The organism is Pseudomonas sp. C9-3 (genome assembly GCF_032392015.1).
GTDB lineage: Bacteria > Pseudomonadota > Gammaproteobacteria > Pseudomonadales > Pseudomonadaceae > Pseudomonas > Pseudomonas nitroreducens.
Genome location: NZ_CP135919.1, coordinates 2,746,937 through 2,761,300, shown reverse-complemented (window position 1 = coordinate 2,761,300; position 14,364 = coordinate 2,746,937). Strand labels below are relative to the sequence as shown.

The following is a 14,364-nucleotide window of genomic DNA, read 5'->3' as shown; positions in this document are numbered from 1 at the left end:
AAGGTGAGCTCGTCACGGTGGACGGCCGTCGGAGTCTACTGCGGGTATCTGCGGCTGTCGCCAGGCTTCAGCGCCTGGCCACTTTCGGCGCCGGACAGCGATCGCTCTCGATCGGGCCGACGTAGGGATTGCCCCAGCCCATCACGCAGCCGACCATCTGGTTGCGCTGGCGCTCCCAGGCTTCCACCGGGTACTGCTTGCTCCAGGCGGTAAACAGCTGGCGGTCCTGGTTGGAGAGCTTCAGGCCGTAGCGGTCGCTCATATAGAAGTAGGTGCGGGCGATCATGCCGCGAATCTGCGGGCGGGGCATGGCCTTGCGTGCCTTGAAATCCACCACCATCGGGCAGGCGCCGTACTGCGAGGGCTTTTGCTGCAGCCAGCCGAAGCTGTAGTTGGCGCGGTCGCCGTTCACCTCGCCGATGCTCGGCACCAGGTTGTGCAGGTCTGCCTCGGCCTTCTGGTACACCCGGTCATTGCGCGAGCAGTTCTTGCGCCCGCCGCTCTGCCAGCATTGACGCTGGTGGCCGATCACCCAGGCGGGAACGATGTGCTCCCACTCGATGCGCGAGGCGCGGTTGGCATTCTTGCGCGGGGTGTAGCCGCAGCTCTTCAGGTCGACCTTGGTGCCGTTGTAGCGGCAGCCGCAATAGAACTCCACCGATTGGCGGGCGTACAGCTTGCGTCCGACCTTCTTGGCTTCCTCGAAGGTGCGCGGGGCGGCAGCAGAGGCAACGGTGGGAACAGCGAGGATCAGCAGCAGGGCCAGGCAGCGTCCGAACATGAGGCATTCCTTACGAAAGTCGCTGCATCTTACTGATTGAGAAAGAATTGCCAATCGTGGCAATGGAATGGCAAGGCTGCTGCGTGACGAGAAACGCCCCGGCGTGGTGCGCAGGGCTTACGGCGACTGGGAACGCTTGGCAATGGAGCTTCCAATCCTTTCAATGTGCTTCATAAATGAATCATAACGCCATGATTTTAAAGAAAATTAATTTCTATAAGTTACTTTAAGAACAAGCGCTATCACGATGTTTTGATGAGTTTTCCCCTGCTGCGGATGGCGGCCGCACCTGCCGTGCATCTTGCGGGGCATATATCAGAGATATGACATCAAAATATTCTTACAAGCTATTGATATACAAAGATTAAAGTTATCTGTCTGTGCGGCCTGCTCGAGATGAGCAAGGCTTGGTAAGCTGAACCTTTCCGTCATCCGGGATGATCATCATGATTGAGCGCAGAACCTTGGCGGCCATTGCCTGCCTCGCATTGGCGATGCCAGCCTTCGCGCAGACGTTCACCCGGCAGGAGGCGCAATCGCAAAGTGCGCCGCGCTATTAGAACCAGACGCAATGGCAGCAGTCGCCGCCGGTGATCCAGCGCATCTATGTCAGCCCGGGGGCAAGCGGTAGCGTAGACAGCTCGTCCAGCTGGCAACGCAATGACAGCTATGGTGGCGTGCGGGTGCCCAGTGGCTACGGCGAGACGCGCTCGAACACGGTCATCATCGACCAAGGCAGCGGCGGCATCCGACAGAGCATCGAATATCCCAATGGCACGGTCTATCCGCGAGGCAACGGCAATTATCAGCAGCAGTGAGCCGGGTCAGTCGACCAGGTCGTCGCGCGTCAGGCGGGATTTGCGCAGGCCGCCGTGGCTGTAGAACAGCCCGGTATCGCCGCGCCAATGGAAGAGTGTGGCGAGAAACGCCGAGCTGACCCGGCCCACATCCCAGCTACGTAGTTTGCGGTAGGCCCAGAGCCAGCTGTCGTCGGAGGAGGAGTCGCTCATGGAATCGTCCTTGATTCGGCAAGCGGGAAAAGTGCATGGGACATTAGTGCGCCTGATAGGCCTTCGCAAGTCGCTGCTCCCGCAACCGCAACTTGCGAAAATGCCTGCGCACTCAGGCAGTGCTGAGCGCCTTCGATTCCTCGACGTACTCCTTCAGCCAGCGCAGCACCTCCACGGCATCCCAGCGGCTGGGGTCGAACATGGCGTAGGCCTGGCCCTGGTAGCCCACCACATCCAGCGGACGGTGATAGCCGGCGCGCTGCATCAGGGCCTCGATTTCCGCGAAGCACACGTTGAAGTGGGTACGGCTGAAAGGCGTCTTGCCCTCTGTGACCAACCCCTCCAACAGCAGTTCCGCTACGGCTTCGCTGACTTCCTCGATGGCCATGTGGTTCACCGTGTACTTCAGCTGATGGATACTCACCATCGCTTGCTCCTCAATGGGTTTCAGGCCCATGCCCTGTGATTCGAGGTGATCGACGTAGCCAATGGACTATGGCCTTTCGTCGAGGTTTAAAAAATTTTCGCAAAATACTGTATGCATGAACAGTATTTTCTCCTAGTATCCCTCTCGCGGTCTGACAGAAACCTTGAAGTGCCCGTCGCCATTGGCCTGGCGGGCATTGCTCGACGAACAGGAGCGATGGCGATGCTGCAGAAACTGATGCTTTGTGCCGGTGTGGCGATGCTTGCGGGTTGCGCCCAACCCCAGGCGGATGTCCCGCGCGCCAATGGCGCCTACCTCATCATCGAGGGCAAGGAGGCCTGGGCCGTTCTGGTGGCTGACGGCAAGCGCATCGAGGAGCGCGGCACGGTACGCGATGCCATCCGTCTGCCGAAGGAGCGCTCGGCGATCGCTGCCAGCTACGTGATCGACACGCCCAACTGCGGTCGCCTGCAATGGTTGACCGAAGGCGAGGGCGACTCCACCGTGCGGCTGTCCCCGCGTGGCGAAGCGGACGACCTTTCGAGCTGTCGGATCAGTGATGGACTCAGCCGCGTCTGGACCGCGCTGGACTATTCGAGCTGAGCATCAGCTTCGAGAAATCCGATCTCCGACAAAATGTTTCGGCTGGCCCGCTCTTCACGTTTTTTTCACACCCAGGGGCAGAGGATGAAAACCAGCTAAGGGATTAGCTCCCCATCGAAAAGCCCGCTTGATTGCGGGCTTTTTATTGCCTGTCGACCAAGGTCGGCTCGCCCGCCAGACGCTCTGCGGCTAAGGTGAAGCTCCACGGAAAGGCGGAGATAGAGATGCAGCGGGTTCTAGCGGAACGACTTTGGACAGCCCTCGGTGGCCAGGCCGAACGGCTGAGCCACCTGGCCCCTCGCAGCGAAGGCTCCCTGCCTTCGGCATTCTTCGTCACCGAACTGGCCGCCGCCAGCATCGCCAGCGCCGGGCTGGCACTGGGCGAGTGGCTGGAGCCGGAAGGTGGCACGGCGACCTCCATGGTCGTGGACCGCCGTTTGGCCTCCTTCTGGTTCTCCACCTCCTTGCGGCCCCGGGGCTGGACAGTGCCCGACCTCTGGGATGCCATTGCCGGTAACTACCGCACACGCGACGGCTGGATCCGCCTGCACACCAATGCGCCGCACCACCGCGCCGCCGCACTTCGAGTCCTCGGCGTCGAGAATCAGCGCGATCAGGTCGCCAGCGCCGTGGCCGGTTGGGCGGCGGGCGAGCTGGAACTGGCGATCGTCAGGGAGGGCGGCTGCGCGGCCGAGATGCGCTCGTGGGATGCCTGGAAACAGCACCCGCAAGGCATCGCCGTGGCTCGCGAGCCTCTCGTGTTGCGCGATATCCAACTGGTGTCCGGACCCTCCCTGGACATCGAGATCGACCGCGAACGCCCGCTGGCCGGCCTGCGGGTGCTGGATCTGACCCGTGTACTGGCCGGCCCGGTTGCCACCCGATTCCTCGCCGGCTTCGGTGCCGAGGTACTGCGCATCGACCCGCCTGACTGGGATGAGCCCGGCGTGGTGCCGGAAGTCACCCTGGGCAAGCATTGCGCGCGGCTGGACCTGCGCCAGCCGGCAGGTCGCGAGCGTTTCCAGGCGCTGCTCGCCAGCGCCGACGTTCTGGTCCACGGCTATCGGGCCGATGCCCTGGAACGCCTGGGTTTCGGTGCCGACGTGCGCCGCACCATCGCACCGGGGCTGGTGGACGTCAGCCTGAATGCCTATGGCTGGTCCGGCCCATGGTGCGAAAGACGCGGCTTCGACAGCCTGGTGCAGATGAGCAGCGGCATTGCCGAAGCTGGGCGCGTGTGGCGTGGCGACGAAAAACCCGTACCTTTGCCCGTTCAGGCGCTCGATCACGCGACCGGCTACCTGATTGCCGCCGCCGCCTTGCGTGGGCTGGCCGAGCGCAGGCGCAGCGGCCGGGGCAGCCGTTGGCGGCTGTCGCTGGCGCGGACAGCGCAGTTCCTCCTGGAGGCGGGAGCCGCGCCGCCGAACCAGGCGGAGCCGGGTGCGGAAACCGCAGCCGATCTGGCGCCGGGCATCGAGGCCACTCCCTGGGGCCATGCGCGCCGCCTGCGCCCGCCGTTGCAGGTCGCCGGTTCGCCGCTTTTCTGGGAGTTGCCGGCCTCTGAGCTGGGTTCGGCGCCGGCCGCCTGGCAGCCGGTCAGCCCCGGCTGACCTGGAACGCCTCGCCAGTGGCGAAGAAGGCGCCGCCGGCCTGGTAATGAATGGTGCGCAGTTCGTCGCTGGGGAAATGCCAGCGACCGTTGGAGAAGGCGCGCTCATCGGCGTAGGCGGCGACCACCTCGGCGATGAACAGGTCGTATTTCTCCTGGTTGTGCGGCTCGCTGATCACCTTGCATTCCAGGTAGGCGACACAGCCGTCGACCACCGGTGCGTCGACCTGCTTCGCGCGCGAAACGCCAATGTCCAGTTGCTCGAACTTGTTGCCCTCGCCGCCGTTGCTCGACCCCACCGCCAGGGTCAGCTCGGCCTGCTGGCGCGTTGGCAGCTGGATGACGAAAGCGCCGGAGCCTTCCACCAGATGACGTGACCAGGTGTTGCGGTCGAGCACCAGCATCAGCTTGGGCGGGTCGAAGTCCAGCGGCATGACCCAGGCGGCGGCCATGACGTTGGCCGTGCCCTGGTGCTCGCAGGTGACGATGGTGCTCGGGCCGTGGTTGAGCAGCAGGTAGGCCTTGTTCAGCGGTACGTCTTTCAGGTGACTCATTCTCGGGTCCTCAGGGCTGGCTCAGAGCAGCAGGCCATCCACCGGTTTCAGCGGTTCGGGCAGGTCGGTTTCACCGAGGATTTCCAGCACGGTGATTTCCAGGTTGCGGCTCATGGCGTCCAGCGGCAGGTCGTTGGGTTGGGTATCGAACGGGTCGGCGATCTGGTCGCCCAGGGCATCCAGGCCGAAGAAGGTGTAGGCCAGCACGCAGACGGCCAGCGGGGTGAACCAGCCGATGCTGTCCACCAGGCAGAAGGGCAGCAGGAAGCAGTAGACGTGCACGATGCGGTGCAGCATCAGGATGTAGGGGTAGGGAATCGGCGTGTTACTGATCCGCTCGCAGCCGCCCAGCACGTACGACAGGCGGGTCATCTGCTGGTCGATGGCGGCCAGAGTGATGTCGCTGGCGCCCGCCGCGCGGCCCTGGTCGGCGAAGCGCTGGCCAAGGTCCGCCAGCAAGGCGTTTGCCGGGTTGCGGCGATGGGCGAATGCTGCGGCGTCGTCGCCCAGCACACGTTTCACGTCGTCGCCTTGTTCGGTGCCGCGCAGCTGGTCGCGCAGGGTGTAGCCGAAGGCGATCAGCGGCTTGCACAGCTGGCGGCGGCTATCGGCATCGAGGTCGGGCAGCAGCGAACGGGTCTGCCGCGCCAGGTTGCGCGTCACGATCAGCAGCTCGCCCCAGAGCGTGCGCGCCTCCCAGAAGCGCTGGTAGGCGACGTTGTTGCGAAAGCCGAGGAAGATCGCCAGCGTCAGGCCCCAGAGCGTGAACGGCGTAGAGGTGATGATCACCTTGTAGTGGTAGAGCGTGCCGTGGGTGGCCACCACCAGAGAGCTCAGCAGCACGGTGTAGAGCACCTTGCGCCAGATGGCCGGGATGATCGATCCCTTGAGCGAGAACAGCAGGACCCAGAGTGTCGGGGTTTGCGGGCGGAGGATCATGCGGCGGCATCCGGTGGGGCGGAGCGCGCATGATAGCCGAGATGAAGGCTTGGGCGACGTGTCGCGGAGTGGGACCTTTGTAGGGGCGAGCTTGCTCGCGAACCGGCCTCGTAGCGAAGAGGTTCGCGAGCAAGCTCGCTCCTACAGAAAAGCGGAACGCCCTGGCGGACCTAGCCCTGTTGGTACAGCTTCACGATCGCCGAGAAGTCCAGTTGGCCGTTGCCCTGGTTGCTGAAGGTCTGGAACAGCTGCTGGGCCAGCGCCCCGAGCAGCACCGGCTGGCGGATCTGTCGCGCGGCCTCGCTGGCCAGGCCCAGGTCCTTGAGCATCAGGTCGGTGCCGAAGCCGCCGCTGTAACCGCGCGCCGCCGGGGCTCCGGTGAGCGGGTTGTTGATCTCCGAGGCCCAGCAGCGGCCGCTGGAGGTGTTGATGATGCCGGCCAGCACTTCGGCGTCCATGCCCAGCTTCACGCCCAGGGACATGGCTTCCGCCACGCCGATCATGGAGATACCCAGCAGCAGGTTGTTCGCCACCTTGGCCACCTGGCCGTTGCCGGCGCCACCGCAGTGCACGATGTTCTTGCCCATGGCGGCCAGCACCGGGCGCGCGCTTTCGAAATCGGCCTGCTCGCCGCCGACCATGAAGGTCAGGGTGCCCGCTGCGGCGCCAGCCGTACCGCCGGAAACCGGCGCATCGAGCATGGGGTTGCCGTGGGCGAGGGCGGCGGCGGAGACCTCGCGGGCGTTCAGCGGGTCGATGGTGGACGAATCGATCAGCAACACGCCGGATTGCACGTTGGCCAGCAGGCCATCGTCGCCGAGGAACACCTGCTTCACATGGGCGGCGGCCGGCAGCATGGTGATGATCACCTCGACGTCGTCGCGAGCTACTTCGGCTGGCGAGCTGAGCGCGCGTGCGCCGAAGGCTACGGCGGCCTCCACGGCCTTGGCGGAAAGATCGAAGACGCTCAGGTCGAAGCCGGCCTTGAGCAGGTTGGCGGCCATGGGCCCGCCCATGTTGCCGAGTCCGATGAAACCGATGCGCATGGGGATTTCCTCTTCTTCTTGTGCTGGAAGCGCTCCGTGGTCGGAGCGCCGGAAAGGGTGCCCGCCCGCGTGGTGCCGAATCCGGACCAGCATCCCTGCTGAAGTCCGGGCCGGCTCGGGGCAGGCGGGCGGGCAGTCTTACTTCAGATTGATGGTGGTGTTCACCGCACCACCGACCTCATTCTCGTCGAACCAGCGTTCGGTGACGGTCTTGGTCTGGGTGTAGAACTGCACCACCTGCTTGCCGTATGGGCCGAGGTCGCCGAGCTTGGAGCCGCGCGAGCCGGTGAAGGAGAACAGCGGTACCGGCACCGGGATCGGCACGTTGATGCCCACCTGGCCGACGTCGATTTCCTCCTTGAAGTGCCGAGCGGCCGCACCGGAGCGGGTGAACAGCGCGGTGCCGTTGCCGTTGGGGTTGGCGTTGATCAGCTCGATGGCCTCGTCGAAGGTCTTCACGGAGACCACGCAAAGCACCGGGCCGAAGATTTCCTCGCGGTAGATGGTCATCTGTGGGGTAACGCCGGAAAACACGGTCGGGCCGACGAAGTTGCCCTTGCCGTAGCCGGCCACCTGCGGATTGCGGCCGTCCAGTTCCAGCGTGGCGCCTTCCTGGGTGCCGCGCTCGATCAGACCGCTGACGCGGTCCAGTGCCGCGCAGGAAACCAGCGGGCCGACGTCGGTGTTGGCCTCGGTGCCGCCACTCACTTTCAGGGTCTTGGCCTTGGCCACCAGGTCGGGAATCCACTCGTTGGCTTCGCCCACCAGAATCGCCACCGAGACTGCCATGCAGCGTTGCCCGGCGGCGCCGAAGGCTGCGCCGGCAATGGCGTTCAGCGTCTGTTCCTTATTGGCGTCGGGCAGCACCACGGCGTGGTTCTTCGCGCCCATCATGCACTGCACGCGCTTGCCGGCCAGCGAGGCGCGGTTGTAGACGTGAGTGCCGACACGGGTCGAACCAACGAAGGAGACGGCCTTGATGTCCGGGTGATCGCAGATGGCGTTCACCACGTCCGGGCCGCCATGGATGACGTTCAGTACACCCGGCGGCACGCCGGCCTCATGGGCCAGTTCGACCAGGCGCATGGTCACCATCGGGTCCTGTTCGGAGGGCTTGAGGACGAAGGTGTTGCCGGTGGCGATGGCCATCGGGAACATCCACAGCGGGATCATCGCCGGGAAGTTGAAGGGGGTGATGCCGGCGCACACGCCGATGGGCTGGAGAATGGTGAAGGTATCCACGCCGCCGGCCACGTTATTGGCCAGCTCGCCCAGTTGCAGGTTGCCGATGGCCGAGGCGTGCTCGACCACCTCCAGCCCGCGGAACACGTCGCCTTCAGCGTCGGGCAGGGTCTTGCCCTGTTCGGCGGTAAGGATGGCCGCCAGCTCCTTCATGTTCTCGCGGATCAGTTGCTGGTACTTGAGGAAGATCCGTGCGCGGGCGCCGATGGGGGTCTTCTTCCAGGTCTTGAACGCGGCCTTGGCGCTGGCCACCGCGCGCTCGACTTCCTCGGGCGTGGCGAAGGGTACGCGGGCGAGGACTTCCTGGGTGGCGGGGTTGATCACGTCGCGCCATTCGGAGGTGGTGGACTCGACGGGCTTGCCGTCGAGGAAGAGTTTGACGGTCGGGACGGCAGGTGCAGTCATCGTGGTTCTCCCAGCCTGAAGGCTTTGTTCTTGTGTGGTCCGATCCTAACAGTGCATTTTTGATGTGCTCAATGAGGTGATGTGCAAGTATGGTCTGCATTTTTGCAGATAGAGAGCGCACACAGGAGCGCGCATGGACTGGGACAATCTGCGGTTTTTCCTCGAACTCTCTCGTGCCGGCAAACTCACAGTAGCGGCGCGGCGCCTGGGCGTGGACCACACTACGGTGGCCCGCCGCCTGCAGGCACTGGAGAAAAGCATCGGCGCACAATTGCTGGTGCGTGAACCTGCCGGCTATCGGCTGACCGAAGCCGGACATGGTTTGTTGCCCCAGGCCGAGGCAATGGAAAGCGCCTGCAAGGTGATCGAGAAACGCCTGGCCGGCACCGAGGACAATCTCTCCGGCAAGGTGCGCATCGGCGCTACCGAGGGCTACGGCTCGACGTTGCTGACCTCGCAGCTGGTGGAGCTGAACCAGCGCCACCCGCACCTGGGCGTCGATTTGCTGGCGGTGCCGCGTGCGCTACAGCTGTCGCGCCACGAGGCGGACATCGTGATCACCCTGGAGCGGCCTGGTCGCGGTCCTTACCTGATCACCCGACTGACTGACTACGTGCTGCGGCTCTACGCCTCGAAGGACTACCTGGCCGAACGCGGGCCGATCGACACGCGCGACGATCTGCGCGAGCACGCGCTGGTGGGCTACGTCGACGACCTGCTGTACAGCAAGGAGCTGCAATACCTCGACGAGATCGGCCGGCCGCTGCACATGGCGCTGCGCTGCACCAGCATCCTTGCCCAGCAGCGGGCGGTGGCGGAGGGCGCGGGTCTGGCGATCCTGCCGGCGTTCGCGGCGAGCGAAGACCCGTCGCTGCAGCCAGTGCTGGCGGGCGAGATCGAGTTCGTGCGGACGTTCTGGATGCTGATGCCCACGGAGCTCAAGGACATCGCGCGGATGCGCACGACCTGGGATTTCCTGCGGGAGAAGGCTGAGAGCAGCCAGGAAGTGTTGATGGGACGGAAAGCGTAGGGCGCATGAATCGGTACGATTTGTCCGCCGTATGCAGGACGGCGGATAACGCTTGGGGCGTTATCCGCTTTACGGGATGCGCGGTCTACAAAGAAAACGGGCGGCCAATGGGCCGCCCGTTCTGCGTTACGCCAGGCCGACGTAAAGGTTCTGCACGTCGTCGTTGCCGTCCAGGGCGTCGAGGAAGGCTTCGACTTCCTCCAGTTCCGCGCCGGACAGGCTGACCGGGTTCTTCGCCTTGTAGCCGAGCTTGGCCGAGGCGACGGTGAAGCCGTGCTCGGGCAGGGCGCGGCAGACGGCGTCAAGGTCGGTGGAGTCGGTGAGGAACAGGGTGTCGCCGTCTTCCTCGCCCGGCTCGAAGTCCTGGGCGCCGGCTTCGATGGCAGCCAGTTCCGGGTCGGCGTCAGCGCTGGCCGGGGTGGCCTCGACCAAGCCCAGGTAATCGAAGTCCCAGGCTACCGAGCCGGAGGCACCCAGCTGGCCCTTGCGGAACAGCACGCGGATTTCCGCGATGGTGCGGTTCACGTTGTCGGTCAGGCACTCGACGATCACCGGCACGCGGTGCGGCGCGAAGCCTTCGTAGACCACGCGCTCGAAGGTGGCGGCGCCGTCCAGCAGGCCGGCGCCCTTCTTGATCGCGCGCTCCAGGGTATCGCGGGGCATCGAGGCCTTCTTCGCCTGCTCGACGACCAGGCGCAGTTTCGGGTTCATGTCCGGGTCGGCGCCATTGCGCGCGGCGATCATGATTTCCTTCGACAGTTTGCCGAACACGCGGCCCTTGGCGTTGGCGGCGACTTCTTTATGTTTGGCTTTCCACTGGGCGCCCATAGTGATCTCTTGCTGGCGGTTGCTGATGGGCGGCAAGTCTAAGGCCTTGCGCGGACTCTGGCGATATTTGCGGCGATATCCGGCGGCTCAGCGCTGCGCCGGCACCGCGAAGACCGCGCTGGCCTGGGCTACCACCTTGTCGCCCACCGACAGTAGCGCATTGGCGAAGGCCATCTGCCTGCCGCGCCGGCTGTGCAGCAGGCGGATGCTCAGCCAGTCGCCGACCTGGGCGCTGGAAACGTAGTCCAGGGTCAGGCTGGCGGTGACCAGCGGCTGTGGTGGTTGGCTGGAGAAGGCCATGGCGTAGCCCATGCCGATGTCCGCCAGGGTAGCGAGAATGCCGCCATGCACGCCGCCGCGGCTGTTGGTGTGGCGTTCGTCCAGCAGCAGGCCCAGCTCCAGCGAATCGCCTTCGCCACGCACCAGGAAGGGACCGAGCAGGTCCAGCAGCGGATTGCGCCGTTGCAGCGGCTGGAAGCCCTCGGGATAGCCCAGATCGGCGAAAGCGTTCATTGCCAGCCTCCGGTGTGCTGCTGCAGCACGGCGCGCACGGTTTCGATCACCCGTTGTGGCACCTGGTAATCCGGGTGCGCGCGGAATACCGCCGCGGCGTCGGCCAGGCGGGTGAGGGCGAGCAGTTCGCTTTCGGCCTTGCGGGTGTCGTTCACGCCGGCCGGCAGGGCCAGCGCCTGTCGCTCGCAGGAGCAGGGCGCCTGGGGATTCACCAGCCCGCAATGCTGTTGCATGAAGTCGTCCAGCCGCAGGCGCGCCCGTGACAGGCGCTTGCGGTAGGTCGCCGGTTCGACCTCCAGCACGGCGGCGGCGGTTTCCGAATCCAGGCCGAAGGCGATGTCCAGCACGTAGGCCAGGCGCTGTTCACGCTCCAGGCACATCAGCATGCCCTGGGTGCAGGCCAGCGCGATGCGTTCGGCGGCCAGCTTGTCCGCTGGCTCCAGCGGGCGCTCATTGGCCTCGGCCAGGCGTAGGCCGAGGTCGAGCTTCTCCGCCAGGGCTTCCAGCGACACGGTGGGCGTCTCGCGGACCTTGGTGCGCGCGGTCAGCAGCGCATTGCTGGCGATGCGGAAGGCCCAGGTGGAGAACTGGCTGTCGCCACGGAAGCTGGCGAGGTGGGTGGTAATGCGCAGGAGGATTTCCTGGCTGGCGTCCTGGGCGTCTTCGCGGCGGCCGAGCATGCGCAGGGCGAGGTTGTAGACCGGCGCCTGCAAGGCCAGCAGCAGTGCGTCGAGGGCAGCGGGTTCACCCCGCTGGGCACGTTGCAGTTGCTCGGGTTCGATGACTGGGAATTTCACGGTGTCCTCCTGACGTGGCCGGGGAAATTCCGGCTCTTCTTCCTTGGACTCGGCGGCTGCGAGTTTTGTGACCACCAGGCCGTACGGGCCGAAAGAGTGGGCTCGGTAGTATTGGTTGGAGCGGGCTTGCTCGCTAACGGACTCTCCCGGAAGCTCCGGGCCCAGGGTGGTTCGCGAGCAAGGACTGGGCGACCTCTCGGTCCTACAAGGTGATCTCGCTCTGCGCTGCGAGAAATGCATACAGCCGCTCATCCAGGGAGTGCGCCACGTTGAAGCGCATCCACGGCACGCTGCGGCCATCGGGCATGAACAGCTGGCCGGGGAAAAGCAGGATCTTCGCTTCCTTGGCGCGGCTGGCGAGCAGGGTGGCATCGTCCACCGCGCGGTGCCGGGCCCAGAGGAACAGCCCGGCGCGGGGTTCGTGGAAGACTTCCAGGCCGGCCGCTTCCAGGCGCCGCGCCACGCTGTCGTGGGCTTCGCCAAGCTGGTCGCGCAACTGCCGTACGTGCTTGCGGTGGCGGCCTTGCAGGAGGATGTCCAGGGCCAGGGTTTCGGTGAGTTCCGAGCTGGTCAGGCCGCTGACCATCTTCAACGGCACCAGCTCTTCGATCAGCTCCGGGTGGGCGGCGATGAAACCGGTGCGTAGTGCGGGGGCAATGACTTTTGACAGGCTGCCGATGTAGATCACCCGCGCCAACTGGTCGAGGTTGGCCAGCAGCATCTGGCCGGCCGGGTCGAGGTCGGCGTAGATATCGTTCTCGACGATGAGGAAATCGTACTTTTCCGCCAGTTGCAGCAGGCGGTGCGCGGCGGCCAGGGACAGGCTCCCGCCGGTGGGGCTCTGCAGGCGCGCCTGGGTGAAGTAGACCTTGGGCCGGTGCTCGCGGGCCAGTTGCTCCAGGCGGTCGAGGTCCAGCCCATCGGCGCTGCGCGGCACGCCGAGCAGTTGCGCACCTTGCAGGCGCAGGTTGAGGAACAGGTTGTGGTAGCCGGGTTCGTCCACCAGCACCGGGTCGCCGCGCTGCACCAGGTAGCGCACGGTGAGGTCCAGCGCCTGGCTGGCGCCGGCGGTCAGCAGGATCTGCTCGGGATTGGCGGCGACGCCGGCGTCGCCCATGCGGTCGGCGAGCTTGCCGCGCAGCTTCAGGTTGCCCTTGCTGTGGCCGTAGTTGCCGAACTGGGTCGGCTCTTCCCGCGCCAGGCTGCGCAAACCGCGCTGCAGGCCTTCGCCATCCAGCCAGTGTTCCGGCAGCAGGCCGACGCCGGGGCGAATCTCCATCCCCAGCGGCTGGAAGACCTTGTGCAGCAGCAGGTGGGCGTCGAAGTCGAATTCCGTCGGTGCCTCGGCGCTTGCGCTGTCCTCAAGCGCCGGGCCGCGCACGTAGAAGCCGGCATTGGGCACCGCGTTCAGGCAGCCGCGCGCCACCAGCCGGTCGTAGGCCTCGACCACGGTGAAGTGGCTGACGCCGTTGGCCTGGGCGAACTTGCGGATCGAGGGCAGCTTGGCGCCTGCACGCAGGCGCTGCTCGTCGATGGCCTGGGCGATGCCGTCGACGATCTGGGTGACCAGGGGAATGTCCGAGGTGGGGTCGAGCAACAGCATCCGAAGGTCCGATTCTTGTGAGGAAGGATCTGTACAGGTCGGTGGACCATAACAGCACTGCAAATTCTGCAGGGTGCCTGTGCATGGTGCGGGCGGGGCGCGCCCAGCACACTCGGTCCCAGACGGCGGCAATTCGCCGCACAGCCTGACAGAACAACAAGGACCACCCGTCATGCGTGACACAGCTTACAACATCGATCCGTCGAGTATTTCCGCCGAAGAGTGGCAGGCCCGCTGCGACCTCGCCGCGCTGTATCGCCTGATCGCGCACTTCCGCTGGACCGACCACATCGACACCCACATCTCCGCACGGGTGCCGGGCGAGCCGGGCCACTACCTGATCAATCGCTACGGCGTGCTGTTCCACGAAATGCGCGCCTCCGACCTGGTCAAGGTCGACCATGCAGGCGATGTCATCGATCCACGCTTCGGCCCGAAAAGCGTCAATCGTGCTGGCTTCAACATCCATTCCGCGGTACACGCTGCCCGCGAAGACGTGGCCTGCGTGATCCATACCCACACCGCCGCCGGCATCGCGGTGTCCGCCCAGGAAGACGGCCTGCTGCCGATCAGCCAGCACGCGCTGAAGTTCTACAACCGCCTGGGCTACCACGACTACGAAGGCATCGCCCTGGACCCGGACGAGCGCTCGCGCCTGGTCAACGACCTGGGCAGCCACATGGTGATGATCCTGCGCAACCACGGCCTGCTGGCCACCGGGCGCTGCATCGCCGAAGCCTTCAACCAGATCTACTTCCTCGAGCGCGCCTGCCAGGCGCAGGTCCAGGCCCTGGCCGGCGGTCGCCAGTTGCGCTACCCGGCGCCCGCGGTATGCGAACGCGTTGCCGTGCAGGAAGAAGAAGCGCTGGTCGACGGCCTGCACCTGCTGGCCTGGGAATCGGCGCTGCGCCTGATCGAGGATGGTGAGGCCGTCTATCGCACCTGACCCTGTTATCGTGCCCCGGTCCGCAGAGGCC

At 65.3% G+C, this 14,364-nt stretch carries 16 protein-coding genes; 5 read left to right on the top strand and 11 right to left on the bottom strand.

Annotation, left to right across the window (positions count from 1 at the left end; all coding sequences use genetic code 11):
• Positions 1-67: 67 nt before the first annotated feature.
• Complete coding sequence (locus RS899_RS12375; protein ID WP_054909406.1) at positions 68-781, bottom strand: endonuclease; 714 nt, start codon at positions 779-781, stop codon at positions 68-70.
• 590 nt (positions 782-1,371) lie between these two features.
• Between RS899_RS12375 and RS899_RS12370 the strand changes: the two genes are divergently transcribed.
• Entirely contained in the window at positions 1,372-1,599 is a 228-nt protein-coding gene (locus RS899_RS12370; protein ID WP_315810082.1) for a hypothetical protein, read from the top strand.
• A gap of 6 nt (positions 1,600-1,605) precedes the next feature.
• On the opposite strand, the gene RS899_RS12365 is transcribed toward RS899_RS12370, so the two are convergent.
• Together RS899_RS12365 and RS899_RS12360 are read right to left on the bottom strand one after the other, a co-directional pair.
• A complete protein-coding gene (locus RS899_RS12365; protein WP_054909405.1) occupies positions 1,606-1,791 on the bottom strand; it encodes a hypothetical protein in 186 nt (61 codons plus the stop codon).
• Positions 1,792-1,903: 112 nt separating this feature from the next.
• Positions 1,904-2,218: a hypothetical protein gene (locus RS899_RS12360; protein WP_054909464.1), complete on the bottom strand. Its 315-nt coding sequence runs from the start codon at positions 2,216-2,218 to the stop codon at positions 1,904-1,906.
• 222 nt (positions 2,219-2,440) lie between these two features.
• On the opposite strand from RS899_RS12360, the gene RS899_RS12355 reads away from it, so the two are divergent.
• Positions 2,441-2,821, top strand: coding sequence for a hypothetical protein (locus RS899_RS12355; protein ID WP_315810081.1), 381 nt, complete (start codon positions 2,441-2,443; stop codon positions 2,819-2,821).
• 224 nt (positions 2,822-3,045) lie between these two features.
• Positions 3,046-4,431, top strand: a complete 1,386-nt coding sequence (locus RS899_RS12350; protein WP_315810080.1) for a CoA transferase — start codon at positions 3,046-3,048, stop codon at positions 4,429-4,431.
• Here RS899_RS12350 and RS899_RS12345 read toward each other — a convergent pair.
• The 4 genes from RS899_RS12345 to RS899_RS12330 form a co-directional block, all read right to left on the bottom strand.
• A complete protein-coding gene (locus tag RS899_RS12345) occupies positions 4,418-4,984 on the bottom strand; it encodes a flavin reductase family protein (RefSeq protein ID WP_169887184.1) in 567 nt (188 codons plus the stop codon). The genes RS899_RS12350 and RS899_RS12345 overlap by 14 nt on opposite strands.
• Positions 4,985-5,005: 21 nt before the next feature.
• On the bottom strand, positions 5,006-5,923 hold the full coding sequence (locus RS899_RS12340; protein WP_064979818.1) for a bestrophin family protein: 918 nt from the start codon (positions 5,921-5,923) through the stop codon (positions 5,006-5,008).
• A 170-nt stretch (positions 5,924-6,093) separates the two neighbouring features.
• The gene (mmsB, locus tag RS899_RS12335; RefSeq protein ID WP_315810079.1) at positions 6,094-6,969 is read right to left on the bottom strand and encodes a 3-hydroxyisobutyrate dehydrogenase; all 876 of its coding nucleotides are present in this window, start codon (positions 6,967-6,969) and stop codon (positions 6,094-6,096) included.
• Positions 6,970-7,107: 138 nt separating this feature from the next.
• Positions 7,108-8,616, bottom strand: a complete 1,509-nt coding sequence (locus RS899_RS12330) for a CoA-acylating methylmalonate-semialdehyde dehydrogenase (RefSeq protein WP_315810078.1) — start codon at positions 8,614-8,616, stop codon at positions 7,108-7,110.
• Between the two features lie 133 nt (positions 8,617-8,749).
• Here RS899_RS12330 and RS899_RS12325 point away from each other — a divergent pair, with 133 nt between their 5' ends.
• Complete coding sequence (locus RS899_RS12325) at positions 8,750-9,646, top strand: LysR family transcriptional regulator (protein WP_233300238.1); 897 nt, start codon at positions 8,750-8,752, stop codon at positions 9,644-9,646.
• Positions 9,647-9,772: 126 nt separating this feature from the next.
• Here the strand turns inward: RS899_RS12325 and RS899_RS12320 are convergent, their stop codons facing one another.
• The 4 genes from RS899_RS12320 to RS899_RS12305 form a co-directional block, all read right to left on the bottom strand.
• Positions 9,773-10,474, bottom strand: a complete 702-nt coding sequence (locus RS899_RS12320) for a YebC/PmpR family DNA-binding transcriptional regulator (RefSeq protein WP_024764403.1) — start codon at positions 10,472-10,474, stop codon at positions 9,773-9,775.
• A gap of 87 nt (positions 10,475-10,561) precedes the next feature.
• On the bottom strand, positions 10,562-10,987 hold the full coding sequence (locus RS899_RS12315) for a PaaI family thioesterase (RefSeq protein ID WP_054911287.1): 426 nt from the start codon (positions 10,985-10,987) through the stop codon (positions 10,562-10,564).
• A complete protein-coding gene (locus RS899_RS12310) occupies positions 10,984-11,784 on the bottom strand; it encodes an RNA polymerase sigma factor (protein ID WP_315810077.1) in 801 nt (266 codons plus the stop codon). The genes RS899_RS12315 and RS899_RS12310 overlap by 4 nt, the downstream gene beginning before the upstream one ends.
• Positions 11,785-11,986: 202 nt before the next feature.
• Positions 11,987-13,387, bottom strand: a complete 1,401-nt coding sequence (locus RS899_RS12305; protein WP_315810076.1) for a PLP-dependent aminotransferase family protein — start codon at positions 13,385-13,387, stop codon at positions 11,987-11,989.
• A gap of 172 nt (positions 13,388-13,559) precedes the next feature.
• Here RS899_RS12305 and RS899_RS12300 point away from each other — a divergent pair, with 172 nt between their 5' ends.
• A complete protein-coding gene (locus RS899_RS12300; protein ID WP_024764407.1) occupies positions 13,560-14,333 on the top strand; it encodes a class II aldolase/adducin family protein in 774 nt (257 codons plus the stop codon).
• The last annotated feature ends 31 nt before the right edge of the window (positions 14,334-14,364 follow it).